This is a genomic window from Propionibacterium acidifaciens, assembly GCF_003798325.1.
Taxonomy (GTDB): domain Bacteria; phylum Actinomycetota; class Actinomycetes; order Propionibacteriales; family Propionibacteriaceae; genus Propionibacterium; species Propionibacterium acidifaciens.
The window spans coordinates 2,135,195-2,160,052 of record NZ_CP033719.1; the positions used below are offsets into that span (position 1 = coordinate 2,135,195).

Here is a 24,858-nt window from a genome sequence, read left to right on the forward strand (position 1 = left end):
CAATCATATCCGGAACGGCACAGGGAACCCACGAAAAATACGGTTTCGTTTCATGGCGGCCATAGTAGCCCGCGAAATGAGTGCCGTACGTGGTCTTGCGGCTGTTCCGCGGCCCGATCTGACCACGCACCGTAGCAGCCGCGGTGTCGAGCTTGGTGGCCAAGTCAGAACTGACCCCGAAATCCCATCAGACGCCGCATGCAGGTCATCAGGACTTAGGCTATCACTCATCGCAAGTCCTCCAAGGAGTGGGGTGGGAGAGAATGTGATCATCCTAAACCGGTCGCGGCCCCACAAACCACGGAACTGGACGAACCGCACCGGCGCGGCAGTGGCGGTGGGTCCCGTGCCCTCGGGACCACCCGCCCGGACCGTCCTGGCGGAAAGGGACGGCGGTCTCTCTTACTTCTGTGCGAGCAGTCGCTTGGTGGCGGTTCTCATGTGGGCACGCATGGCCTGCTCGGCGGACCCGACGTCGTGTCTCTCGATCGCCCTCAGGATCGTCTCGTGCTCGGTCAGGGATGCGATGGCATCATCGACGCTGCGCAGCGCTCGGTTCATCCAGATGCTCAGCAGGGTTCGGCAGGTGCGCAGGAGGTCGGCTGCCAGGTCGTTGTGGCAACTGTCCGCTAGGATCACGTGGAAGCGGTAGTCGAGGGTGACTGCTTTCTCCAGATCGGGTAGGGCCTCGTGCATCGTCGCGATGCTGCCTTGGAGAAGCTGGATCGCTTGTGCGTCGGCTCGTTCAGCGGCCCAGCGCGCCGCCTCGACCTCAAGGGCGGACCGGACCTCGAGCAGCTGCTGCGTGTCGGTGTCGCCGAGCAGCATGCCCCAGGTCAATGACTTCGGCAGAAGATCCGATGTCGTGCCGCGCACGTAGGTGCCTGCTCCTGGGCGCACCTCGACAAGACCGAGCAGTTCGAGAGCGGCCAGCGCCTCGCGGACGGCGGAGCGGCCCACACCCAGCTTTTCGGCCAGCGCGCGCTCGGGCGGCACCCGGTCGCCGGTCGACAGGGGGCCGGTACCGAAGTGGGCCAGCAGGTGCTGGGCCACTTCGGCGGCTGTCGTCCCTCGGGGGAGCGTTGACATCTCCTTGAGGAACTCGTCAGCAGGACCTGATGCGTAAGCGGGCATAGCGTCAATCTACTCGGCGCGACTCGGGGAAACGCGGTGAGAAGAGAAGATCACAAGTTAACCGGTTGACAGGTTCACCTGTATTCCTGTAGCTTGTGGTCCACAGCGACGTCGCGCAGCGTTGCGCGAGCCGTCCGAACGATGACGAGGGGGTCACGCCATGGGCCTGGGAATGGGCACCTACGCCCTGTTCTGGGAGTGGTCGGAGGCGGTCGAGCATCCCATCGACCTGCCGGGCATGCTCGACAGGACGGCCGAGCTCGGCTGCGACGTCTTCCAGATCTGCGACTACCCGCTCATCGAGACAATGGACGCTCGTCAGCTGAACGACATCGCCGCGCAGGCCTCGGGCCTGGGGCTGGCGCTCGAGCTGGGTACTCGCGGCACCCGCTCCGAACACCTGAACAGGTACCTGGACATCGCCGAGGCGCTGGGCGCCCGCATGCTGCGCTCCATGGTGCGCGTGGGCGCCGGCGAGCCCACTCTCGACGAGTCCCTCGCCTCGGTCAGGGGGCTGCTGGGGCGACTCCACGAGGACGGCGTCTCGATCGCCTTCGAGACCTACGAGCAGCTGCCCAGCGCGCGCTTAGTGCAGTTCGTGACCGACGTCGACGATCCGCGGGTCGGCATCTGCCTCGACCCGGCCAACTGCGTCGCCGGTCTCGAGCTGCCCGGCGACGTGATCGACCGCTGCGCGCCGTACACGCTGAACCTGCACGTGAAGGACTTCGCCTTCACCCGCCAGGCGGGCTGGGTGGGGTTCATCTATGCGGGCGCGGCGATGGGGGAGGGGCTGCTCGACTTCGACGCCGAGATGAAGGCGGTCCGCCCCTTCGAACGTGGCATCAGCATGGTCGCCGAGCACTGGCTCACCTGGCAGGGCGACCCGCAGTCCACTATCGCGCTGGAGCGCCGATGGACCCGGCAGACCCTCGATTATGTCCGCAACCACATCGAAACCGAGGAGAACAATCATGAGTGAGAACCTGGAGATCGCAGTCGTCGGCGCCGGCGGCAAGATGGGCATGCGCGTGTCCAACAATCTGCAGCGCACCGACTGGACCGTCTACTACTGCGAGAACGGCGAGGCCGGCAGGCGGCGCGTGCAGGAGGCCGGCCGCGAGGTCGTGCCGACGGACGATGTCATCGGTGGCGTCGACGTCGCGATTCTGGCCGTGCCGGACGTGGCCCTGGAGCCCGTCACCGCCGCCGTCGTTCCCAGGATGAAGCCCGGTGCCATGGTGCTGACCCTCGACCCGGCCGCCGCCTATGCCGGCCTGCTGACCATGCGCGACGACCTCGACTACGTCGTGGCTCATCCGACACATCCGTCGGTTTTCCTCGAACGTCACACGCCCGAGGAGTATGCCGACACCTTCGGGGGCGTCGCCGCCCCGCAGAACTCGGTTGCCGCGCTGCAGCAGGGCGACGAGTCGATCAAGCCGCTGGCCGAGAAGATCATCTCGACCATGTACGGCCCGGTCATCAAGGTCTACTGGGCCTCGGTGCACGACTTGGCCGTGCTCGAGCCGACCCTCAACGAGACGATCGGCTGCATGATCGGCCAGTTCCTCAAGGACGCCATCGACGCCACAGTGCGGCACACCGACATGGACGAGGCGACCGTGACCGCCATGATCCACGGCCACATCTGGATCGCGCTGACCAACGCGCTGCGCGGGTCGAACCCCTTCTCGGACGCCTGCCTGCTGGCCATGGACTACGGCCGTGAGGCCATCATCAAGGACGATTGGGAGCGCATCTTCAACGACGACGATCTCGACATCGTCATCGCCAAGATGCTCAAGCTCGACAGGGTCAGGAGTTGACCTTTTCCGTCTGCTCGTCGCCGTGTTCTGCGGCGGGCGGACGGGAACCGGCTTGGTTTTGTGCAACTGATCTGCTGACACAAAGGAGTTCAAGTGAATGCATATGATGAGCGGCCCCAAGGCGGTCTTCAGGCCCAGGGTCAGGAGTTTCCGGAGGATGAGACCACCGATCGCAAATACACGATTTATCTGATCATCGTCGCCCTGTTTGGTTGGGCGCTTGCCGCCTATGATACGAATCTTTTCAACCTCACGATCGCGGACATCACCAGGGATCTGAATATTTCCTCGTCGAGCCTAGGCGTCATGGGGATGTGCGTCTACGCATCGGAGTTCATTATCGCCCTGTATATGGGTCATGTTATGGACAGTCGCGGGCGGAAATTCGCGTGGATGCTCTGCCTGATTGTCGCGGGGATCTTCACCGGCCTCACATTCTTCGTTCAAAATTTCTGGTCTTTGGTGTTGATACGAGCCGTGGCTTCTGGATTTGCGAATGCCGAGCTTGCCGTCTCAGTGACCTTGGTGAACGAGCAGGTGCCGGCTAAGAGACGAGGAATGCTGTACTCGATCGTTCAGTCTGGGTACACGGTTGGCGTATTCATGGCGTCGGGCATGTATTTGATCGTGTCCGGCTTGGGTTGGCGAGCAGTGTTCCTGTTCGGCGTGTTGCCTCTCGTCCTCGTCGCCATCGCCCGGTCCAAAGTCCGAGAGTCCTCCAGGTTCTTGCACATTAAAGCGTTGCGTGAGGCAGTGAAGGCTGGGCATCAGGAGGAGGTCGCGCGGTTGCGGGCCGAACGCGACGTGGACGTCGAGGCCCTGCGCAAGGGGCAGTTCACCCAGTTGTTCTCCAAGGTGGGCGGAGTCCGACGGACAGCTGTCACAATGTCAGTCACTTGGCTCCTGTACGGGCTGTCGTATGTCGCCACTAACATTTACCTTGCCTACTGGATGGTCGAAGTGAAGGGCTGGACGTCGGCCAAGGTCGCCTCGTTGCTCTTGGTTGGCGGTGCTGTCGGTGTCCTCTTCTACATTCTGGGAGGCGTGCTGGGTGAGAAATTCGGGCGCAAGCCCGTGCTTGTGATCTCCGCCTGCGCTATCGCCCCGCTTGCGCTGGTGATCTTGTACACTAACAGCACCTCACTTCTACTGGTCATGATCTTCCTGCTCTACCAAGCCACCAACGGCACATGGTCGGGCGTCGGCTACACCTACCAGGCCGAGGTCTACCCGACTCGCGTGCGGGCGATTGGCGTGAGCTGGATGAGTGCGATGCTGGTGGGTGGGTTCATGCTCGGCAGCCTCGTCTGGGCTCTGCTGACCGCAACTGTCTCGCTCCGGACCACATGGCTCATCATCGCCGTGGTTCTTGGTGCCTGCCAAGCCATATCGACGTTTTTCCTTCCCAGCATCAGGCCTGGAACCGAGCTGGAGGAGATTGCTAGGTGAAACTGTCGGACCGAACCATCGGAAAGAGGAATTGTGAGTGCTGTTGAAAGCCCCCGGCGTATTCGCGCGGGGGAGTGGTCGTTCGAGTTGATCGGCGACGAGGTGCGCGCCATAACATATGGAAACAGGCGGATTCTGGATTCGGTCAGACCGGCCGTAAGGGACCCCAACTGGAACACCATCGCTATGAGCCCCGAATCCACGGTCGTTGATGAGGTTGCCGGTTCGGCGCGGATCATGATATACGGTGGGTACTCGTGCGAGCAGGGGCGAGTCCGCGGTGATCTGACTGTTCGAGCCGGGGACGACGGGTTCTCGATCCGCTACGGTTTCGAACCGGACCATGATTTCATCACGGCGAGAACTGGACTGACTGTCCTGGTACCGCGCGAATTTCAGGGATGTGACGGCACGTACTACACCCCTGATGGGTATACCAGGAGGTTCAGATTTCCTCTTCGGGTCTGCCCGTACCAGCCGGTGTTCGATATCGTCGGTATCTGCTACTGGGGCAGCGGATTGGAGACGCACGTCGATTTCTCGGGCGACGTTTTTGAGATGGAAGACCAGAGGAACTGGTGCGATGCTTCTTTCAAGATCTACAGTCGGCCGTTGGCTCGGCCGTTTCCCTTCGTGGTGGAGTCAGGCACGCGCGTCCAGAACGAGGTCAGGATCAGCGTGAAGTCGTGTAGCGGGCCTGTCATTGTGACCGAGACTGGCGCGGCGGGCCCGGAAGTGGATTTGGACGCGCTGATCACCGAGACCCCGCCGATCCGGTTACCGGGAATATCCTTAGGAGCGACTACGCGGTATCTGACGGAAGATGACTTGGATCGGAGCAGGGTGATTTCCCCGGTGGCCATCGTCGCCGAGGTCACGGATCTGTACCCGCTGGAGCGTGTCTTCGCCTCGCTGCGCGTCGACACCCAGGGCGGTCGGATTCCTGTCGATCTGCGGATGGCTGTGAGTGAGCCGGATGATGTCGCCGGGATCCTGGACGCCTTCGCAGCGACCGGCATGACCCTGCTCAGGGTCGGAGTCGTCGATCGGGCGACCCATGTCACGACAGGACCGCTCTGGCAGGCGCTCCGGTGCGCCATGCGGGGGCGTGACGCGGAGCTGATCTGCGGTACGCGCGGCCATTTCGCAGAGTTCAACAGGCAAATCCATTCCATCGTGCAGCCCGGCGCCGCTGGGTACTGGTTCTCGCTGACCCCTCAGATGCACACCCGCGAGGAAGCCGGCATTGAGCGGGCGCTCAACGCCGTCCAAGACGTGATCGGGTCGGCCCGCGCCTTGATCGACGACCGGCCACTGCTCCTGGGGCCGGTGACCTTGCGAGCGCGCTTGAACGTGGTGGCCACCGATCCCGGCGTCGTGGACCGCGACTCGACCATGGGCTACGGGGCAGAATTAACTTGGGGCAGCGTCGATCCACGGCATGACAGCGCTTGGGCCGGGGCTTGGACGTGCTCGATGTTCCTGAACGCCGCGGCGTCGGGCGCTTCGCAGGTGTGCTTCTACGAGGTTCAGGGGCCTCGAGGAGTCGTCCGTGCCGAAGGCACTTTGAATCCTTCAGGAACTGTGCTCAAACAGTTTATGGGCTTGGCAGGATGTCCTGCGCGCATCGGTTTCCTCAACGCCACGATGAAATCAGCATGGGTGCTGCTCGGGCAGGATGATCCGGTCTTGGTGGTGTCGAACCTGGAGAAGACCGCCCTGCGCTTCAGGCTGGGCTCGCAAGTCTTGGAGGTGGCGCCGGGTTGCGTTGCGACGGCGGGGTCCCTCGGGCCATCCTGACGAGCTTCGGGCGTCGGTAACGCGCCGCGGGTCCGCGCTGGCGGGGGTGGCGGAGGTGAGAGGAGGAGCACGACGTTAGGTGGTCTCTGGACTCGCCAACGCTGCAAAAAAGCTATATCATGCAGGAATTAGTTCAGCCGGGCCAGCGGCGGCTCAGTGCTGGAGCATAGGCCATAGGACAGGAGAGACAATGACGTACCTTGTTGGCGAGCCGCTGGACTTCGCGGCTGACAGTCTTGCGGGCTTCGTGTCCGCGCACTCGGATCTCGTCCAGGCGGTGCACGGCGGTGTGGTCCGCGCCGATGCCTCGCCCCGCGGCGAGGTCGCCGTCGTGGTGGGCGGGGGTTCCGGCCACTACCCGGCGTTCTGCGGCTGGGTCGGCCCGGGCATGGCCCACGGCTCGGTCTGCGGCAACATCTTCGCCTCGCCGTCCGACTCGCAGGTCGTGTCGGTCGCCCGGGCCGCCGACAACGGCGGCGGCGTGCTGCTGCTGTTCGGCAACTACGCCGGCGACTGCCTGCAGTTCGGCAAGGGGGCCGACGTGCTCAACGCCGAGGGCATCGACACCCGCGTCGAGACGATCACCGATGACGTCGCCTCGCGTCCGGTCGAGAAGTGGACGGAGCGCCGCGGCATCGCCGGCGACTTCTTCGTCGTGAAGGTCGCGGGCGCCGCTGCGGCCGCCGGCCGGGACCTCGACGCCGTCGTCGAGGCCACCCGGCGCGCGAACGCCGCGACCAGGACCCTCGGCATCGCCTTCGACGCCCCGACCCTGCCCGGGGCGCCCGAGCCGCTGTTCACCGTTCCCGAGGGCCACTACGAGCTCGGCCTGGGCGTCCACGGAGAGCCGGGGCTGTCCTCGCACCCGCTGAACGGCGTCGACGAGATCGCCCGGACCCTCGTCGACGGCGTCCTGGCCGAGCGGCCCGCCGGCGCCCGGCGCGTCGGCGTCCTGGTCAACGGCCTGGGCTGCACCAAGTACGAGGAGATGTTCGTCCTGTACGGGCGCGTCGACCGGCTCCTCGAGGCCGCCGGCCTCGAGATCGTCGCCCCGATCGTCGACGAGCAGGTCACGAGCCTCGACATGGCCGGCGTCTCGCTGAGCGTCGTCTTCCTCGACGACGAGCTCGAGGAGCTCCTGCTCGCACCGGCCCTGACGCCCGCCTTCACCCGGGGCGCCGTCGAGCACGCCGGCCCGAGGCGCGAGCTCGCCGCCGAGGCCAGTGCCGAACTCGCCGCCGGCTCGCCGGAGTCCGCGGCCCAGGGCGCCAGGATCGCCGAGGTCGTCGAGCTCATGGCCCGCACCGCGGCCGAGGACTCCGACTTCCTGGGCAGGCTCGACTCGATCGCCGGTGACGGCGACCACGGGCAGGGCATGGTGCTCGGCTCGCGGGCCGCGGCCAGGGCCGCCTCCGCGGCGGTCGCCGCGGGCGCCGGCGCCGCCACGGTCATGCGCCAGGCGGGCCTCGCCTGGGCCGAGGGCGCCGGCGGCACCTCCGGGGCGCTGTGGGGCCGGGCCCTCGAGGCCGTCGGCGCGGCGCTGTCCGACGAGACGGCTGCGGACGCCGCCACGGTGATCGCCGCCGTCGCGGCGGGCGCCGAGTCGGTGCCGGCCAACGGCGGCGCGCAACCCGGCGACAAGACGATGGTCGATGCCACGACGCCGTTCGCCGCCTCGTTGCGGGCCGCCGGGGACGATCTGCCGGGAGCCTTCTCGGCGGCCGCGGCCGCGGCCACCGCCGGGGCCGAGGCGACCGCCGATCTCGTGGCGAGGAAGGGGCGCGCCACGACGCACGGTGACGCCTCGCTCGGTCACCCCGACCCGGGCGCGGTCTCCTTCGCGCGTCACATGACGAGGATCGCCGAGCAGCTGGCCGGCTGATCGTCCGGTACGGAAACCGGCCTGCCGTTAGGTTGATATCTCGCGGCGGGCTGGTTCCGAGAGCCGGGTGGTGAATCAGGCAGCGATGACGAGTATCGGCTCGTTCGAAGGGCCGGGTACTGAGGGACGGTGGGGCGAACGCAGGGCCTGAACGACGGGTGTGACGGCTCCGATGAAGGTGGCAGTTGCTGCGACCAGCACAATCATGAGAACACCTCCGGTTCAGGGGCGAAGCGCGGCGCGCTCCGTGTGTGGGCGAATACTCTCGAGTCTCGCCATGCAGTGACAAGGATAGGGCGCTGGGCCGCCCTCCGACCGGATTGGTCACGTGGTGTCGTCCCCCGGCGGCGCTCCGGTCGGGGCCCGTTCCGCTCAGTATCCTGTGGGTGGACGAGCTCGTGAGGAGATGACACATGGCCGGCGCGCGTGAGGGGCAGGCCTCGGGCCCCAGGGCCAGGCAGTACGCCATCGCCCAGGCGGTGATCGGCAAGGGCAAGTCGACCATTGAGGAGCTCGTCGACCTGACCGGGGTCTCCGCCATGACGATCTACCGCGACGTCGCGGTGCTCGAGCAGAGCAGCATCGTCCAGCTCCACAACGGCACCGTCGTCGCCGTCGCGAGCGGGCTGCACGAGGCCGATGCGGTCTTCCGGCTGGAGCAGGCCTCGGACGAGAAGCGTCTCGTCGCGGCCGAGGCGGCCACGTTCGTCGCCAACGGCTCCTCGGTCATGCTCGACGACTCGAGCTCGTCGGTCTGGCTGCTGCGCGCCCTGTCGGAGCTGTCGTCCCTGACCATCGTCACGAACTCCCTGCTCGTGGCCGACGAGGTCACCGAGAACCGTCTTGCCCAGCTGATCATGACCGGCGGGGAGTACCGCTCGTGGGCCCATGCCCTCATGGGCCCGACCACCGTGCAGAACATCGAGTCGATGCACGCCGACTACTGCTTCCTGTCCACCTCGGGCATCTCCTCGATGGCCTGCTTCCACCCCTACCAGGAGGTCGCCGAGGTCAAGGCGGCCATGCTGCGCTCCAGCGAGGTGCGGGTGCTGCTCATCGACAACAGCAAGTTCGGTCGTCGGGCGCTGTTCAAGTTCGCCGAGCTGGGCGACTTCGACCACGTCGTCGTCGACGCCGAGGCCCCCGAGGAGGAGCTGGGCCGCCTCGAGGCCGCCGGCGTGCACGTCGTCGTGGCCGGGCCCCGTGGACGCCGGGCCCGCCGGACCGGCGCCGCGAAGCGCGGCTGAGCCCGCTCGCCCCGCTCCCGCACGGCCCCGAGTGGGGGCTGAGATCCCGGGGCTCCTCGCCCGCACCCGCGAGAGGAGCGGAGGAGGAACGGTGACCGGCGCGCCCCCGCGGCCCGTCTCCGGCCGGTGCCCGTTGGCGGGCGGTTCCGCACCCGGACGATGTCGTCTCAGGGATACCCCGGATTTTAACAGCATCGATGATGATGTAAACATGACCAGTGGTGACATCCATCACATGTGTTGTTAGGCTGCTTCTGCAGGATGGGTCCGGACGGAGCCGTCCGGAGCCGCCGGATTCGAGCGAGGGGTGTTGGGCATGCGATGGGGTTTCCCGGTCGATCGACTCGTCGAGCCCGACGAGCGCCTGGTTCCGCCAGGAGATCCCTTGTCGAAAAGGTTTTCTAGGCGCCGGGGGGGGTCGTCTGGAGTCCTCGGGGGATCCGGGGGTCCCGGTCGTCTGCCGGCCCCGTGTTCGTTCGTGCTCCGCGGACGATGACCTTCATCACATGAATAATGATGAGAATTTCATTCGTTCTGTGGACCATGTGGCCATGACGGCACGGGCCGCGGGCGCGCGCGGCGTCCGGACCCATTCCCGCGCGGCGGCCCTCGACGGGCTCGCTCTCCGTCGGGCTCTCGCCCGACGGAGAGTCCGCCGACGCGTCTGACGTTGGACGCGTCACCATCCGTCATCGAACGACAAGAAGGAACAAGGATGTTCACAGCTTCTCTGGGGGTCTTCCTCTTCGGCCTCCTGGCCGCCGTCGCAGGCGGCGCCGTCGGCGCCGCCATCGGCGGCAACTACGCGTTCGTGCTCGTCGGCTTCTGCGTGCTCGCCTCCTGGGGGATCTTCGCGGCCACCGGCAGCACCTTCGGCTTCGACTACCTGGCCTTCGGCCCGTTCATGGGCCCGCACATCGCCTTCGCCGGCGGCGTCGCCGCGGCCGTCTACGCCCGGTACAAGGGGCACATGGCCGACGGCAAGGACGTCAACTCCCCGCTCGCCGGTCTGGGCAGGCCCGCCGTCCTCGTCGTCGGCGCGGTCTTCGGCGTCCTCGGCTACCTCTTCCAGATCGGCGTGAGCCACGTCCCGTGGTTCGGCTCCCACACCGACTCGATCGCCTTCACCGTCCTCTGCTCCGGCCTGCTGGCCCGCATCGTCTTCGGCGGGGCCCCCGGCGAGGGCCTGTTCCGGGGCTCGCTGCACAACCCCGAGGGCTTCCACGAGGGCGCCACCAGCTTCCCCGCCAAGATCAAGCCCGGCCCCAACGGCCGTTGGCTCGAGTGGCAGGAGAGGCCCTCCCAGCTGATCACCATCGGCTCGTTGTTCGGCATCTTCGCCGGCGGCGCCTCCCTGTTCCTGGCCGCCAACATCGGCGCCCACCTGACCGACCTCGGCTTCGCCGACGGTCTGGCCGCCGCCAACGCCAACAACTTCTGCTTCGGCATCTCGGCCATCATCATCCTGTTCCTCATCACCAACCGGAACATGCCCGTCCAGCACCACGTGACGAACATCGCCGGCCTGGCCGCCGTCCAGTTCTTCCCCGTCCTCATGGGCAAGAGCTTCAGCACCTTCACCTGGACGGCCACCTCGACGTGGGACTCGCACGCCTGGCTCATGGCCTTCGTGGCGATCCTCGTCGCCGGCGTCTTCGGCGTGATCACCGCGGCCCTGGGCGAGTTCGCCGCCCGCCTGTGGTACAACCGCGGCACGAGCCACGTCGACCCGCCGGCCGCCTGCATCTGGATCGGCAACACCCTGGTCGTCTCCTCGGCGGCCCTGCTGTCCTGACGGGCCGCCGCAGAACCGTCTGGAAGGAGCCACGCATGAGCCACGACCCCGTGAGCGGCCCGACGGAGTTCGGGGACGCCTACATCTTCGACCTCGACGGCACGATCTACCTCGGCGGCCACCTCCTGCCCGGCGCCAGGCGCCTCATCGAGGAGCTGCGCCGCCGCCGGATACCGGTCCGCTTCCTGTCGAACAATCCCACCCGGGACCCCGGGATGTACGTGCGGAAACTGGCCGGTCTGGGGCTGCCCACGGGGCTCGAGGACATCTGCAACACCGTCGTGACGACCATCCGCTGGCTCCGTGCGAACCACCCGGACGCCGTCCTGTTCCCGATCGCCGAGCAGCCCCTGTGCCGCGCCCTCGTCGAGGCCGGCTTCGAGCTGAGCGACGACCCGGCCAGGATCGACGTCGTCATCGCCTCGTACGACCGGACCTTCGACTACCGCAAGCTCCAGATCGCCTTCGACGCCATCTGGTTCCACAAGCGGGCCATCCTCGTGCAGACCAACCCCGACCGCTTCTGCCCCTTCCCGGGCGGGCGCGGCGAGCCCGACTGCGCGGCCATCACCGCCGCCATCGAGGCCTGCACCGGCACCGAGTGCCAGGTGAACCTCGGCAAGCCCTCGACGGTGATGCTCGACGAGGCCCTGTCAGGCCTCGACGTCGACGTGACGAGGTGCGTCATGGTCGGCGACCGGCTCCAGACCGACATCCGGATGGCACTGGACGCCGGCATGCGGTCGGCCTGTGTGCTCACCGGCGAGGCCACCGCCGAGGACATCGCCGCGCTCGACGAGGCCCACCGGCCCACCTACGTGCTCGACCGCGTCGACCGGCTCGTCCCCGCCGCGTCCTGGGGCGAGCTCGGCTGGACCGAGGACGACCGCTGAGCCGCCCGGCTCGGCGGGAACCATCCACCCATCCATCCCGTCCACCCGCTCAAGGGGGGAGTTCCATGACTGACAACGGACCCTACGTGCTGGGCATCGACTACGGCACCGAGTCGTGCCGCGTGGCCATCTGCGATCTGCAGGGCCGCCCGATCACCTTCGCCGCCACGCCCTACCGGACCGCCCACCCGCACCCCGGCTGGGCCGAGCAGAACCCCGAGGACTGGTGGAAGGCGCTCCAGGCGTCCACCCACAGGGCCCTCGAGAACTCGGGCATCCCGGCCTCGGCGATCGCCGGCATCTCCTACGACGCCACCACCCTCACGATGGTGGCCATGGACGCCAAGGGCGCCGAGCTCCGACCGGCCGTCATGTGGATGGACGTGCGGGCCGCCGAGCAGGCCGAGCGGGCCGGCCGCTCCGATTCGGTCGCGCGGCTCTACAACGGCGGTGGCCACTGCCCGGCGACAGCCGAGTGGTATCCCTTCAAGGCCGCCTGGCTGCGCGAGAACGAGCCCGAGACCTACGCCAGAGCCGTCCACCTGGTCGACGCGCCCGACTGGGTGACCTACAAGCTGACCGGCGAGTGGACGACCAACATCAACTCGGCCGCCATCCGCATGTACCACAACCGGGACAGGGGCGGTTGGCCGAGGGACTTCTACGAGACCGTCGGCTGCGGCGACGCCCTCGACAGGATCCCCGAGCGCGTCCTCGACCTGGGCGTCCCGGTCGGCGAGCTGGGCCTCATCCCGGCCCAGCTGCTCGGTCTGCGCCCCGGGATCCCGGTCGCCCAGGGCATGGCCGACGCATGGGCCGGCCAGATCGGCCTGGGCGTCCTGCGGCCCGGTCAGATGGCCCTCATCACCGGCTCGTCCCACGTCCTCACCGGCCAGTCCGACAAGGAGATCCACGGCGAGGGCTTCTTCGGCGCCTACACCGACGGCGTCATGCCCGGCCAGTACACGGTCGAGGGCTCCCAGGTGTCCACCGGATCGGTGCTCAAGTGGTTCCGCGACAACTTCGCGCGCGACGTCGTCCAGGCCGCCGAACGCGTCGGGCTCAACCCCTACGACGTGCTCAACGAGCAGTCCAAGGACATCCGGCCCGGCTCCGACGGCCTCATCATCAACGAGTACTTCCAGGGCAACCGCACGCCCTACACGGACTCGAAGGCCCGCGGCATCGTCTGGGGGCTGTCGCTGGCCCACACCCCGGCGCACATCTACCACGCCATCCAGGAGTCGGTCTGCTACGGCAACGCCCACAACCTCCGCGCCATGAGGGCGGCCGGCTTCGAGGTCAGTCGCATGGTGGCCTGTGGAGGCGCGACCAAGAGCCGTGGGTGGATGCAGATGCACGCCGATGTCGCCGGGGTGCCGATCGCCCTGACCGAGGTCGGCGACGCCGTGGTGCTCGGCACCTGCATGCTGGCCGCGGTCGGCGCGGGCCTGTACGAGGACCTGCCCACGGCCGCCGCCTCGATGGTCCACGAGATCGACGTCCTCGAGCCCGATCCGCAGCGCCACGAGGAGTACCGCTTCCACCTCGACGCCTACTGCGACACGTATCCCAGGTTGCAGCCGATGATCCATGCCATGGTGGATCACGAGGCGCAGCGATGAGTCCAAGGAGGAGAGAGACATGTCGGAGGATCTGATCGAACGGGCACTCGCCAGTGCCGACGACACCGATGAGGTGGTGATGGGCGACGACGTGCTGGGCGAGACCGGGCGGCTGTTCAGACGGCTCTTCGGCGACGCCGGGGGAGTCGTCATCGCCGACGGCAACACCTGGGCCGTGGCGGGCGAGCAGGTGACCGCCTCGCTCCGTGGCGCCGGCGTCGAGTTGGCCGAGCCGTACGTCTTCCCCGCCCGCCCCAGCGTCTACGCTGAGTACGAGAACGTCGAGCTGCTGCGCGAATTCCTCGCCCCGCTCGGTGCGAATGCCGTCGTGATCGGCTCGGGGACCCTCAACGACCTCGTGAAGAAGGCCAGCGACGAGTTGGGGCGCCGCTACCTCGTGGTGTGCACCGCGGCCTCGATGGACGGTTACGCCGCCTTCGGGGCCTCCATCTCGGTCGACGGCTTCAAGACGACCCTGAGCTGCCGGGCGCCGCAGGGCCTCGTCGTCGACCTGCCGACCCTCGCCGCCGCCCCGCAGCGGTGCACCGCCACCGGCGTCGGCGACCTCATCGAGAAGATCCCTGCCGGCGCCGACTGGATCCTCGCCGACGAGCTGGGCATCGAGCCCATCGAGCAGGGCTCCTGGGACCTCGCCCAGGGCCGGCTGGAGGCCGCCATCAGCGACCCGCAGGGGCTCGTCGACCGCGACCCGGGCGCCTTCGTCGCCCTCGCCGAGGGGCTCGTGCTCTCGGGCCTGGCGATGCAGCGCTACCGCATCAGCTCGCGCCCGGCCTCGGGGGCCGGGCACCTGTTCTCGCACGTCTGGGAGATGGAGCACCTGGGCATGGACCAGGACCCGCCGCTCACGCACGGCTTCAAGGTGGGCCTGGGCACCCTGGCGATGCTGGCGCTGTGGCAGAACGCCGTCGACCTCGATGTCTCGGCCATCGACACCGAGGCCGCTGTCGCGACGTGGCGCAGCCGCGAGGAGACCGAGGCCTCCGTGCGCTCGTGGTTCACCGGGAACATGGTCGAGCCGGCCGTCAAGGAGACGCTCGACAAGTACCTCACCACTGAGCAGCTGCGCGCGCGCATCGGGCTCATCAAGACGGCCTGGCCGGTGATCACCGCCCGGGCCCGCGAGCAGCTCGTACCGCCGGAGCGGGCCGAGTCGATCCTCGAGCGGGTCGGCGCGTTCCACCACCCGCAGCAGATCGACCTGAGCCGTCAACGCTTCCGGGACACCTATCTGCGCTGCCGCATGATCCGCAGCCGCTACACCCTGCCCGACGCGTTGTTCGAGCTCGGCGTGCTCGAGGAGCAGGTCGACAGGCTCTTCGCCCCCGACGGCTTCTGGGGTCGGCGGCCCTGGGCGCAGACCGGCTGATCGCAGGGCGGTCCCAGAAGAATGAGTGGGCCCCGCACCTGATGGTGCAGGGCCCACCTCTCTCTGGCGACAGTTGTCAGACGATTGCCTCGCAAGCCGCCATCTCCCGTCTCACGGCCCCGGTCAGGGCGAGGGCGATGACACCAGCGAGTACCACGGCACCGCCGAAGATCGCTGTCGAAGCGGGTAGGGAGCCGGTGGTGTCCTTGACCCAGCCGCCGACGTAGGGGCCGACGAAGCCACCCAGGTTGCCGATGCCGTTGATGATGCCGAAGCCAGCGCCCACCGCTGCGGGCCTGATAAGCAAGGAGTTCATCGTCCAATAGGAGCCGAAGAAGCACAGCTGGCAGGCCGTGGCGATGGAGTAGACGGCCACGATGAGCCAGCGCATGTCGGCGGTGACGAGGGTCGAGCACGCGAGGATGACGCCGCCCAGCATGAGCGGGATGGCGACGCGCAGGTTGTACCGCTTGTCCCTGTCAGCCCCGCGACCGTTGAACCAGATGGCGAATCCGGTCACGACTGGCGGGATGGCAGAAACCAACCCGACCTCCCAGTCCGTGGTGAAGGACTGCTTCAGCAAGGTGGGCAGCCACATCTGCAAGCCGTAGAAGCCGAACCACACCAAGAAGCCGAGGAGCGCCAGGGTCCACACGTAGGGGGAGTGGACAGCTTGGTGCCAGTCGGAGGCGACCGGGGCCGGATCCTCAGCGGCCTTCTTCGCCGCAACGAGCTCCCGTTCACCTGGGGCGCACCATGTCGCATCCTCCATCCGGTCAGCGGATAGGGCCCACCAGATGGCCAGGCCGAGGAATGGCAGCAGACCCTGGATGATGAACAACAAACGCCAATCACCCATCGACAGCAGCAAACCCGCGAATGGACCGGTGATCAGCGTGGCGATCGGATTGTGCATGATGAACATCGAGTTGGCACGCGTTTTCTCCGACAGAGGGAACCAGCGGTTGATGAGCACCATGAGAGCAGGTTGGACGCCACCCTCGAACAGACCCAGCAGGAAGCGGAAGACGACGAGTTGACCGTAGCTGTGCACCAGACCTTCGCCGATCGCGCATAGCCCCCACAAGGCCATGAGGAGGGCGACGAGCTTCTTGGCGCTCCACTTCTGGGCGAGATGGCCGCCGGGTACCTGGAGAATCAGGTATCCGATGAAGAAGATGCCCGAAGCCAGGCCAGCCTGGGTCGCGTTCATGTTGAGCGCCTCGCGGATCTGGGTCATGCCGAAGCCGATGTTGACGCGATCCATGTAGGCGATGATGTAGATGAACATGATCACTGGAATGAGGATCGTCCATCTGCGGTTGTGGTGCTTCACCGGCTCCTTCGCGGGCATTGTCTCAGCAGTCATTGAGTCCTTCTCCTTCTAGGGCGACTGCGCGAACGGGGCTGCCGTCAACACCTTTCAGCCTCAGTGGAAAGCCCATGAAGAGGAATCGAGGCTGGATGATCGCCGAGAAGTTCTGCAGGTACTCGAATTGGAGGACCCCACGGGGCAGGAGGGTGACGTGGCAGGCCTCGTCCTCGTCCGGGTCCTCGGCGGGAACATGATCGGGGTCGTACTCGACGCGAATGCTGCGATCCTGCGGGAAGTCGAAGGCGACGGCCTTCAGATCCAGCGTGGCCAAGTACTGCGCACCCGACAGCGAGATCCAGGGCGAGGTGGTCCAGTAGTCCTTGGTTGTTGTCGGATGTCGGCTCTCCTGATCGGAACGGATCAGCAGAATATCGCCGGCCCGTACGTGCCCTGAGCGAGGTTCAAGCACCTCGCAGCCGATCGGCTTGTTGTCGCCCAAGTCGCTGACGTCGACTAGGCTTGCCGGTCCGTAGAAGTGTTCCAGCTCGATTTCATCGACGCTGATTCCTTCGGGATCGTTGTGCAGGGGAGCGTCAACGTGACTGAAACCATGAGAGCTGATCCCAATCTGCGTCGTGTGGAAGGTGAATTGTGGTCGGGGCGTGTACTTGGGCTGGAATGTTGGACGGAAACGCCAGTGCTCCTCGATAGGCATCGACAGGTCGATGAGTCTTGGCGGGGTGTCGGTCACGTCTGTCTCCTCCGTGGCCACGGGTTCTGTACTGGTGGTTCGGTGGCTCCTGCTCAGCGCCCGGGAGTTCCTGTCGCGCGCGGAGCATCGAGAAGCTGGGGATCGAGTCGGTAGACGCGTATCGCTGTGCCAGCGAAGGCTGCGCGCTGCTCATCGGGTGACCAGTTGCTGGAGAGCTCCCGGAATCCGCCGAAGATGTCCCCGTAGCTTCCGCACAGGGAATCGACTGGGAAGTTCGAGGCGAACATGACACGGTCGGCCCCGAAGACCTCGAAGAGGGTCTCGACGATGTAACGGTTGTTCTCAATGACCCACGGGATTCCCGGAAGTCCGATGCCCGAGATCTTCATCACCGTGTTCGGCAGCGAGGCCATGAGGCGCACTGCCTTCTCCCAGCCGGCCATCGCCTCGGGTGAGCGGTCGGACGGCAGGGCCGCGTGGTTGATGATGATTAGTTGATCTGGAAAGGCGTTTGCCAGGTCGGCCGCCTCAGTCAAGTGCCACCAAGCGACCTGCAGGTCGAAGGTGAGTCCTGCTCTCTCGACTGCTGCGTAACCTTTGCGCCAGACGGGATCCATGAGCAGTGAGGGGTGGGAGGCGGCGAGGGAGGGGCTTGCGGCCTGTCCCGGCTTGTGCCGGATTGAGCGGACGATCGGTCGCTCGGCGAGCTGTTCGATGGTTTCCTCGACTCCAGGGCGATTCAGCACGGCGTGGGCGACGCATGCACTCGGCAGCCCGAAGCGGTCTTGGACCTGTTGCATGTAGTCTATCTCGCCGACTTCGTCGTCTTCGTTCCACTCGGTCTCCATCGTGACTGTGCCGACGATTTTGAAGCCTTCGGCATCGGCCAACAGATCGGGCGGCAGGTAGGGTTTCTTGATGGAATCGTAGTTGCCGTAGCGAAACGGGATGTGGGCGTCTGGCAGCAACCAAGGCTGGCGATTGCGCTCCGGTTCCCAGAAGTGGTGGTGGGCGTCGATGACGGGCCCGTCGTAATGACTCATCTCAAACCTCCTTGCTGGTTCCGCGCACCGAGGCGAGCGGCTTCTTGAAGTTGATGGCCATGCTGCCGAGAAGGTAGACGACTGCGCAGCTGCCCAGGAAGAGGAACGAGCCGGAGTAACCGCTCGTCCATGCGATGAAGTAACCCATGATGACCGGGGCGATGGCGCCTCCGAGGGAGGACGCGATGTTCATGACGCCTCCGACCGTGCCGACCTGCTTCTTCGGGGCCAGCCATGCCGGGATGGCCCAGTACAGGCCGCCGAAGTTGATGAAGAAGACGGCCAGTGAGAGCGCAGCGAGGGCAATGTACCCATTGCGTATGGCCAGCAGGGAGAAGACGCAGATGCTCATGCCGATGCCGGAGGTGGCCAGAAGGATCTTCATGACTTTGTTGTAGTCGTACTTCCGGCGACCCCTGTCCGCCAGCGAGCCGGCGACGAGCTGTCCGACGACGCCCATGCCGTAAATGACGAAGGTGGACCAGCCGAGGGAGGCCAAGTTGAAGCCCATGACCTCGGACAAATAGCTCGGCGTCCAACTGATGATGCCCCACCAGACGGTGGCCCAGCCCAGGCGGCCCAGCCACAGGCCCCAGAAAGAACCCGAGCGGAGATAGTCGCGCCAAGTTGGCAGGGGCGAATCGTCGTCAACGATCTCCTCGACGCTGGTGTCGGAGCGGATGTGCTTGAGCTCGGAGGGACTGACCGATGCGTGCTCCTGAGGAGTGTCGCGGATGTAGGTGTGGTAGACGAGACATGCGAGGATGGTCAGCACACCGGTGAAGACGAAGGCCCATCGCCAACTACCGAGAAGACCGATGATGGCCGTCACGATGACACCGCCGACGGCAGTGCCGAAGGAGCCCGCCATGTCGATGAACGTGGCGCCCCTGGCGCGCTCGGATGCCGGGAGCCAGTTTCCGTTCAACTTGGCGCCGCTGGGAGCGGCAGGAGCTTCGAAGGCGCCCAGACCCAGCCGCAGGCCTCCCATCGCAGTGCCGGAGGTGACCAAGCCGAGAATGGTCTGCAGGAGACCCCAGCCGATGCCGGCCCAAGTGACGACCCGTCGTGGCCCGAACTTGTCGAGCAGCCACCCGCCGGGTACTTGGAAGATCAGGTAGGTCCAGAAGAAGGTGCCCATGATCCAGCCCTTCGTCTCAGGAGTGATGTGCAGCTCCTGAGAGATGAAGGGCATGGCGATCGACAAGGTTGATCGATCGATGTAGTTGAGCAGGATGATGACCCACAGGATCGCGAATGACTTCCAGCGGACGTTCGTTGTGGGTTTGGTTGATACCGCTGTCGGCTGTGACATAGCGGTGACTCCTTCCCTTCGTCGGTGAAGGTGAGATCCCCAAGTGAACTAGAGGATATAGGATTTAATGTTATGTTGATGCTCCCAGGGTGGATGAGGAGGCTGCTCCGGGGTTCTGTCCATCCCGGAGCTTTGGATCAGTGGCCTTGGCTGCTCAGCCCCAAGTTGCAGGCGATGTTGAAAGCCCGTTGGCTGGGGCCAACTTTGGCCACACCCTTGCCGACGATCTCGTACGCAGTGCCGTGGGCGGGAGTGCAGATCGGTACCGGCAGACCGCCCTGCACGGTGACGCCTTGGTCGAAGCCCATGAGCTTCATGGCGATCTGGCCTTGGTCGTGGTACATCGTCACGACGCCGTCGTAGATGCCATTCCTGGCCTTGATGAAAATCGTGTCGGAGGGGAAGGGGCCCTCGACGCTCACCCCGGACTTCTGAGCGAGCTCGATGCCGGGGGCGATGTGGTCGATCTCCTCGCATCCGAACTGGCCATTCTCCCCGGCGTGAGGGTTGAGTGCGCAAACGGCCAGTCGAGGCTCGGCGACGCCGTTTCTCTTGATAGCCTCGTTGAGCAGTGTGATCGCGTCCCGGGTGGCGCGTGCGTTGATGTTCTCGGCGACTTCCTTGATCCCGATGTGCGAGGTGACGCGTGAGGTCGTCAGACCGGGAACGAAATTGAGCTCGGAGGTGAACCCGTCATACTCGAGTTCCTTGGCGAACCATCGCAGTTCGTCCTGCTCGTGCATGCCTGCCAGGTGCAGGGCGGTCTTGTTGAGGGACTCGAAGAGGATCGCGTCGACTGTGCCGGACTTGTACATGCCCAACGCGTGGAGCAGATCGGTGAGAACGCGGGTGCCGCCGGCGACCGACATGGTCCCGCGAGGGACCTCTTCGTCCGCATGGGGTGTGTGCACCAGCACCACGTGGCCGGGTCCGGGCTCGTCGCCGACGGGAACGGTGACGCCGAGCTCGGCGGACCAATGCTCCACTTCCGCGCGGGAGGCCAAGAGGTGGACAACAGCCTTTGCGAGGTTGCCGGGATCCGACAGGACTCTCGTAGCCAGCTCCGGTCCGATGCCGGAGGGATCGCCGATCGTGTAAGCGATGCGGGGCAGGGCGGTCATGGTGGTGCTCCTTCAGTTGACGCCAGCGTCATCCTGTATCCAATAGGATTAAGTGCAGTGTAAGTCTCCCCGCTGCCGGGTGCAACAGTCCCTGTGGCTCAGAGGATGCTCAGCCGATCGTCCGCTCGGCCACGGCGGCAAGATGGTTCTGCATCGCTTGGCGAGCGGTCGAGACGTCCCTGGTTCTGATGGCCTCGAGAATGGCTGTGTGCTCGGCCACTGCCTGGTCGCCGTCCGATACCGATCGGTGGCCGGCCAGCTGTCGCATGCGGTGAGTGCTGAAGGCGAGGCGCTCGGTCGCCTCCCTGAGGTAGCGGTTCCCGCAGTGCTCCAGGATCACGTGATGGAAGTTCCAGTCAGCGTTGAAGTAACGCTGTAGGGACGGGTAGTCGAGGTCCTTCCTCTCGTTCAGGGCCTCGGCTTGCGTCCGGTGGGCCTGCAGTGCCTCGGTGAGAGGTGGGAGTAGGGCGTCGATGCTCCGGAAAGCCCGCTCGATCGCGCCCGTCTCGAGGATGACCCTGGCGTCGATGATCTCGGCCAGCTGTGCCGCGGTGAGCGGATCCGCGACGCGGTAGCCTCGCAGCGCCGTGCGCTCGACGAGGCCTGTGCCCTCCAGCTGAACCATCGCTTCCCTCACCGGGGTGGGGGAGACGCCCAAGCGTCTTGCCAGGGGGTCGATACCCAGGCTCGTCCCGGGGGTGATCTCGCCGGACATGAGGAGCTCGAGGATCGCGTCGTAGACGTCGTCGCGCAGGACCTTGCGCTGCAGCCGTGCGCCGGGAGCGGTGCTGTTCAGGCTGGTGCTGTCGCTCTGGGGTCTCACCGGCTCAGCATACGAAGTTGCTGCTTCGGACGTGTGGATTCCGCCTCCCAGCGCGCTAGCGATTGCGACGGGCTCGTAAAATCCAATATCATATTGGAGTCCGTGATGACTCAGGAAGGTGCGCATGACGTGGACCGCAGAGGACTGGCCGATCGCCCCCTCGCTCAACCAGTTCTCCGAGACCCCTCCCGGCGCCGTTGGCGCAACCGGCACCGGTCCCGCCGTCTGGCGACCGGTCTTCCGCGAGGTCCGTCTGGCCGGCTTCGAGTCCTTCGACGCCTTCGACTCGTGGGTCCGGGTCGGCGACCTCGACGATGCGTCTTTGGCGTCCTTCGGTCGTGTGGCGGGTGAGGAGGGACTGAGCATCTGCGCCCTGTCCACCTCACGCCGTTCCCCGATTGCGGATGATCCAGCCATCGCGGTCGAGAACCTGGCCTATCTGCACCGTGCCCTCGATGCTGCTGACGGGCTCGGTGTCAGAACCATCTGCATGGGTCTGCACGAGCCGCTTACCAGGGCCCAGGTGGAGGCTCAGTGGTTCTGGCACGCCGATGGTGTCAGGAACCCGCTCGACGACAGAGAGGTCTATGAGAGGGCCGTTGCCGCCTTCGCAGAGCTCGGCGAGCATGCCGCTCGTCTTGGGGAGGTGATCTCGCTGGAGCTCTACGAGGACACTTATCTCGGTGATGGGTCGTCGTCGGTGCGGTTCGTGCACGATGTCGGCAGGGAGAACGTCGGACTCAATCCCGATCTCGGCAATCTCGTCCGTCTGCACCGCCCGGTCGAGGACTGGCGGGACACCTTGGCCGCGATGGCGCCGTACACGAACTACTGGCACGTGAAGAACTACATCCGGGACGTCGATCCCGCAACGGGTGCCTACTTCACGGCGCCGTCCTCGCTCGAACTCGGCTTCATCGACTACCGGGCGGCCCTTCGGACCGTCCTTGCCTCCGGTTACGAGGCGCCGATCTGCGTTGAGCAGTACGGTGGTGATGCGCTGAGTGTCTCGGCGACGAACATGCGCTACCTGCGGAGTCTGCTCAGTCAGCTCCTTGCGTTGTGAACCTCGAGTCTCGCATTGGCCTCGGTCGTCCCGCCCGGCGTCGATGCGTGCCGCGGGATGTCGCTGGCCCGGATCACGCACGAATCTCGTGCACCCGCTGCCGCAGGGCCGAGTCGGGGTCCAGACGGGTCATCGCGAAGCAGCCGGCCAGGCCGTTGCCGCTGGCGTCGATGATCCTCGCCCCCTCGAAGCGCTCGCGGACGAGTCCCTCGAAGCGCGCGCGCAGAACCGCGTTGCGGAAGACCTGGCCGAGCATTCCCACCGCCGGATCGGGCCGTTCGTCCTGACCCATCCGGTGCAGCCCCGCGAGGGCCGAGGAGGCGAGCTCGGTGGCAGCGTCCTCGCTGATCGACCGGGCGATCTCGTCCGTGGCGGCCAGACCGGCCACCGTCCGGGCGTACGAGGCGATGCGGCTGACCTTGTGGTCATCGGCCTGCAGCTCCAGGTAGGCCTTCTCCAGGTCGGGGAAGTCCTGGTTGACGAATCCGCTCAGCGCGGTCGGCCGGCCGCGCCCGTCGTGGGCGCGCATGACGGCGTCGAGTGCGGCACGGCCGATCCAGTAGCCCGAGCCGGCGTCGCCGATGAGGTAGCCCCAGCCGTCCACCCGGGCCACCGCGTCCGTTCCGACGGCCAGGGTGACGACGCCGGTTCCGGCGGCCACGACGACGCCCGGCTGGTCGCCGATCGCGCAGAGGTAGCCGGTCGTCGAGTCGTGGGCCAGCAGCACGTGGCGCACCCCCGCGGCGTGGACGAGCGAGAGCAGCTCGGCCGGATCCACGTCGTCGGCGAGGCCGGACGAGCCCACCGAGATGGTGGGGCAGGGCCGGTCGGCGGTGCGCAGCGCGTCGAGGACGAATGCGGCGAGCTGGGGGATCTGGGGGCGGTCGTTCACCACTCCCGGGTAGGAGCTCTCGGCGACCGGGACGCCCTCGCAGCGCAGCTGGGCGCGGGTGCCGGTCTGCCCGCCGTCCACGCACAGGACGACCTCGTCCTCGCAGATGCCGGCGTCTTCGCGGACAGGGGCGTCATCGCTCATGCGGGTGAGTCTAACGGGGCGCCGGTACGTCAGTCCACGCGGGTCACGCGCACGTCGTCCTGCACCACGTGCCCAGCCGTGCGGAGGAGGACGCCCACCGGCCAGCCGGGGATGCGCTCGACGCCCCAGGGCAGCCCCCGGTCCTTGTCCATGCGGTAGGCGTTGTCCATGCCGGTACCGCCCCTGGCGAGGGGGTTCACCGGGGGGCGCAGGTCGACCGTGCCCGCCATGACGCCCCGCCCGACGACGAGCTCCACGTCGATGTCGCGCAGCACGACGGTGCCGATGTCGCCCGGGGCCTCGCCGACGACGATGACGGCGCCCTCGGCGCGGCCCCGCACGTCACTGATGCGCACGTCGTCCACCCGCCCGGGCCGGTCGCCTTCGAGCCGGGCGCGTGCGCTGATGTGCACCGGCTCGGCGGAGCCCCAGCAGGTGGGGCCCTGCAGCCGGGTGTCGATGCGCAGGCCGTCGACCTCGATGTCGGTGATCGCGCCGCCGTCGCGCGACTGGATGCCGAAGGCGCGGTTCGACTCGACGATCCGGCAGTCGTGCACCCGCACCCGGCGTATCGGGCCGTGGGTCTCCGAGCCGATCTTGAGGGCGCTGGAGTGCGAGCGCAGCCGGCAGCCGCGGACCACGACGTCCTCGCAGGCCGGGGACAGGGCCGGGCACGCCTGGGCGGTCGTCTTGAGGCAGATGGAGTCGTCCTCGCCCGAGATGTCGCAGTCGATCACCTGCACCCGCGAGCAGCTGTCGATGTCGATGCCGTCGGTGTTGGACAGGTCCATCGCGTTGCGCAGCGTCAGCCCCTCCAGACGGCAGTCGGTGCTGGCCACCAGGTGCAGCGTCCACATCGGGGCGTTGCGGATCGTGATGCCCCGCAGCTCGACGTTGGAGCAGCTCTCCAGGACGATGACGCGCGGACGGTGGCGCTCATGGGTCAGATAGCCGTGCTCGTCCAGGCCGTGCACGTAGAGCCCGGCGGCGCCGTCGATGATGCCGGCGCCGCTGATCGAGATGTCGTCGGCGCCGCGTGCGTAGATGATCGCGCTGCGCGACTCCTCGGCCACCGAGATCGTCCGCTCCGGCAGGTCGGCCGCCGGGATGGCCTGCAGCACGGCGCCCGCCTCGAGTACCAGGTGCACGCCCGAGCGCAGCTCGATGCTGCTCACCGCGTGGGTGCCCGCCGGCAGCCTCAGGACACCGCCGCCTGCCGCGCCGAGGGCGTCGATCTCCCGCTGGATCCGTCCGGTGATGTCCGGGCCGGGCCCGTCCCCGGCCCGGATCGCGGCGGCCGTCGTCCCCGCCGTCGTCCGCGCGCCCTGCTCGCGCGGCTCCGGCGGACGTCTCGGCTGCTCCATGGCGGCGCCCCCTCCCGCGGCA

The 24,858-nt window shown here is 66.7% G+C and carries 20 protein-coding genes; 11 read left to right on the forward strand and 9 right to left on the reverse strand.

Features of this window, described 5'->3' with window-relative positions:
* Positions 1–402: 402 nt before the first annotated feature.
* Complete coding sequence (locus tag EGX94_RS08975) at positions 403–1,134, reverse strand: FadR/GntR family transcriptional regulator (RefSeq protein WP_021798651.1); 732 nt, start codon at positions 1,132–1,134, stop codon at positions 403–405.
* Between the two features lie 160 nt (positions 1,135–1,294).
* Here EGX94_RS08975 and EGX94_RS08980 point away from each other — a divergent pair, with 160 nt between their 5' ends.
* The 10 genes from EGX94_RS08980 to EGX94_RS09025 all read left to right on the forward strand — a co-directional run bounded on the left by EGX94_RS08980 (position 1,295) and on the right by EGX94_RS09025 (position 15,041).
* Complete coding sequence (locus tag EGX94_RS08980) at positions 1,295–2,116, forward strand: sugar phosphate isomerase/epimerase family protein (RefSeq protein ID WP_021798663.1); 822 nt, start codon at positions 1,295–1,297, stop codon at positions 2,114–2,116.
* Positions 2,109–2,963, forward strand: coding sequence for a phosphogluconate dehydrogenase C-terminal domain-containing protein (locus tag EGX94_RS08985; RefSeq protein ID WP_021798661.1), 855 nt, complete (start codon positions 2,109–2,111; stop codon positions 2,961–2,963). Before EGX94_RS08980 ends, EGX94_RS08985 begins: the two co-directional genes overlap by 8 nt.
* 93 nt (positions 2,964–3,056) lie before the next feature.
* Positions 3,057–4,412: an MFS transporter gene (locus EGX94_RS08990; protein ID WP_021798665.1), complete on the forward strand. Its 1,356-nt coding sequence runs from the start codon at positions 3,057–3,059 to the stop codon at positions 4,410–4,412.
* Between the two features lie 33 nt (positions 4,413–4,445).
* Positions 4,446–6,212, forward strand: a complete 1,767-nt coding sequence (locus EGX94_RS08995) for a hypothetical protein (RefSeq protein ID WP_021798655.1) — start codon at positions 4,446–4,448, stop codon at positions 6,210–6,212.
* A gap of 190 nt (positions 6,213–6,402) precedes the next feature.
* Entirely contained in the window at positions 6,403–8,094 is a 1,692-nt protein-coding gene (locus EGX94_RS09000; RefSeq protein ID WP_123826213.1) for a dihydroxyacetone kinase family protein, read from the forward strand.
* Between the two features lie 413 nt (positions 8,095–8,507).
* Positions 8,508–9,341, forward strand: coding sequence for a DeoR/GlpR family DNA-binding transcription regulator (locus EGX94_RS09005; protein ID WP_021798185.1), 834 nt, complete (start codon positions 8,508–8,510; stop codon positions 9,339–9,341).
* 715 nt (positions 9,342–10,056) lie between these two features.
* Positions 10,057–11,136, forward strand: coding sequence for a hypothetical protein (locus EGX94_RS09010; protein ID WP_021798212.1), 1,080 nt, complete (start codon positions 10,057–10,059; stop codon positions 11,134–11,136).
* Positions 11,137–11,171: 35 nt separating this feature from the next.
* Entirely contained in the window at positions 11,172–12,029 is an 858-nt protein-coding gene (locus EGX94_RS09015) for an HAD-IIA family hydrolase (RefSeq protein WP_043122461.1), read from the forward strand.
* A gap of 65 nt (positions 12,030–12,094) precedes the next feature.
* Complete coding sequence (locus EGX94_RS09020; RefSeq protein ID WP_021798191.1) at positions 12,095–13,654, forward strand: FGGY-family carbohydrate kinase; 1,560 nt, start codon at positions 12,095–12,097, stop codon at positions 13,652–13,654.
* 19 nt (positions 13,655–13,673) lie between these two features.
* Positions 13,674–15,041 (forward strand): sn-glycerol-1-phosphate dehydrogenase, encoded by a 1,368-nt coding sequence (locus tag EGX94_RS09025; RefSeq protein ID WP_021798201.1) that lies wholly within the window; start codon positions 13,674–13,676, stop codon positions 15,039–15,041.
* A gap of 76 nt (positions 15,042–15,117) precedes the next feature.
* Here EGX94_RS09025 and EGX94_RS09030 read toward each other — a convergent pair whose 3' ends face one another.
* From EGX94_RS09030 to EGX94_RS09055, 6 genes are all read right to left on the reverse strand, one after another.
* Positions 15,118–16,410: an MFS transporter gene (locus EGX94_RS09030; protein ID WP_021798204.1), complete on the reverse strand. Its 1,293-nt coding sequence runs from the start codon at positions 16,408–16,410 to the stop codon at positions 15,118–15,120.
* The gene (locus EGX94_RS09035; protein ID WP_021798198.1) at positions 16,400–17,107 is read right to left on the reverse strand and encodes a cyclase family protein; all 708 of its coding nucleotides are present in this window, start codon (positions 17,105–17,107) and stop codon (positions 16,400–16,402) included. The genes EGX94_RS09030 and EGX94_RS09035 overlap by 11 nt, the downstream gene beginning before the upstream one ends.
* A 53-nt stretch (positions 17,108–17,160) precedes the next feature.
* Positions 17,161–18,111 carry an amidohydrolase family protein gene (locus EGX94_RS09040; protein ID WP_021798192.1) on the reverse strand — a complete coding sequence of 317 codons (951 nt, stop codon included), beginning with the start codon at positions 18,109–18,111 and terminating at the stop codon, positions 17,161–17,163.
* A gap of 1 nt (position 18,112) precedes the next feature.
* Entirely contained in the window at positions 18,113–19,426 is a 1,314-nt protein-coding gene (locus EGX94_RS09045; protein ID WP_021798207.1) for an MFS transporter, read from the reverse strand.
* Between the two features lie 137 nt (positions 19,427–19,563).
* Positions 19,564–20,547, reverse strand: a complete 984-nt coding sequence (locus EGX94_RS09050; RefSeq protein ID WP_021798206.1) for a 4-hydroxythreonine-4-phosphate dehydrogenase PdxA — start codon at positions 20,545–20,547, stop codon at positions 19,564–19,566.
* Positions 20,548–20,656: 109 nt separating this feature from the next.
* A complete protein-coding gene (locus EGX94_RS09055; RefSeq protein WP_226906020.1) occupies positions 20,657–21,370 on the reverse strand; it encodes a GntR family transcriptional regulator in 714 nt (237 codons plus the stop codon).
* A gap of 124 nt (positions 21,371–21,494) precedes the next feature.
* On the opposite strand from EGX94_RS09055, the gene EGX94_RS09060 reads away from it, so the two are divergent.
* Positions 21,495–22,436: a sugar phosphate isomerase/epimerase family protein gene (locus EGX94_RS09060; protein WP_021798188.1), complete on the forward strand. Its 942-nt coding sequence runs from the start codon at positions 21,495–21,497 to the stop codon at positions 22,434–22,436.
* A 73-nt stretch (positions 22,437–22,509) separates the two neighbouring features.
* Here the strand turns inward: EGX94_RS09060 and EGX94_RS09065 are convergent, their stop codons facing one another.
* The gene (locus tag EGX94_RS09065) at positions 22,510–23,472 is read right to left on the reverse strand and encodes an N-acetylglucosamine kinase (RefSeq protein ID WP_021798195.1); all 963 of its coding nucleotides are present in this window, start codon (positions 23,470–23,472) and stop codon (positions 22,510–22,512) included.
* Positions 23,473–23,501: 29 nt separating this feature from the next.
* Complete coding sequence (locus tag EGX94_RS09070) at positions 23,502–24,836, reverse strand: glycoside hydrolase family 28 protein (protein ID WP_021798190.1); 1,335 nt, start codon at positions 24,834–24,836, stop codon at positions 23,502–23,504.
* Positions 24,837–24,858 lie beyond the last annotated feature (22 nt).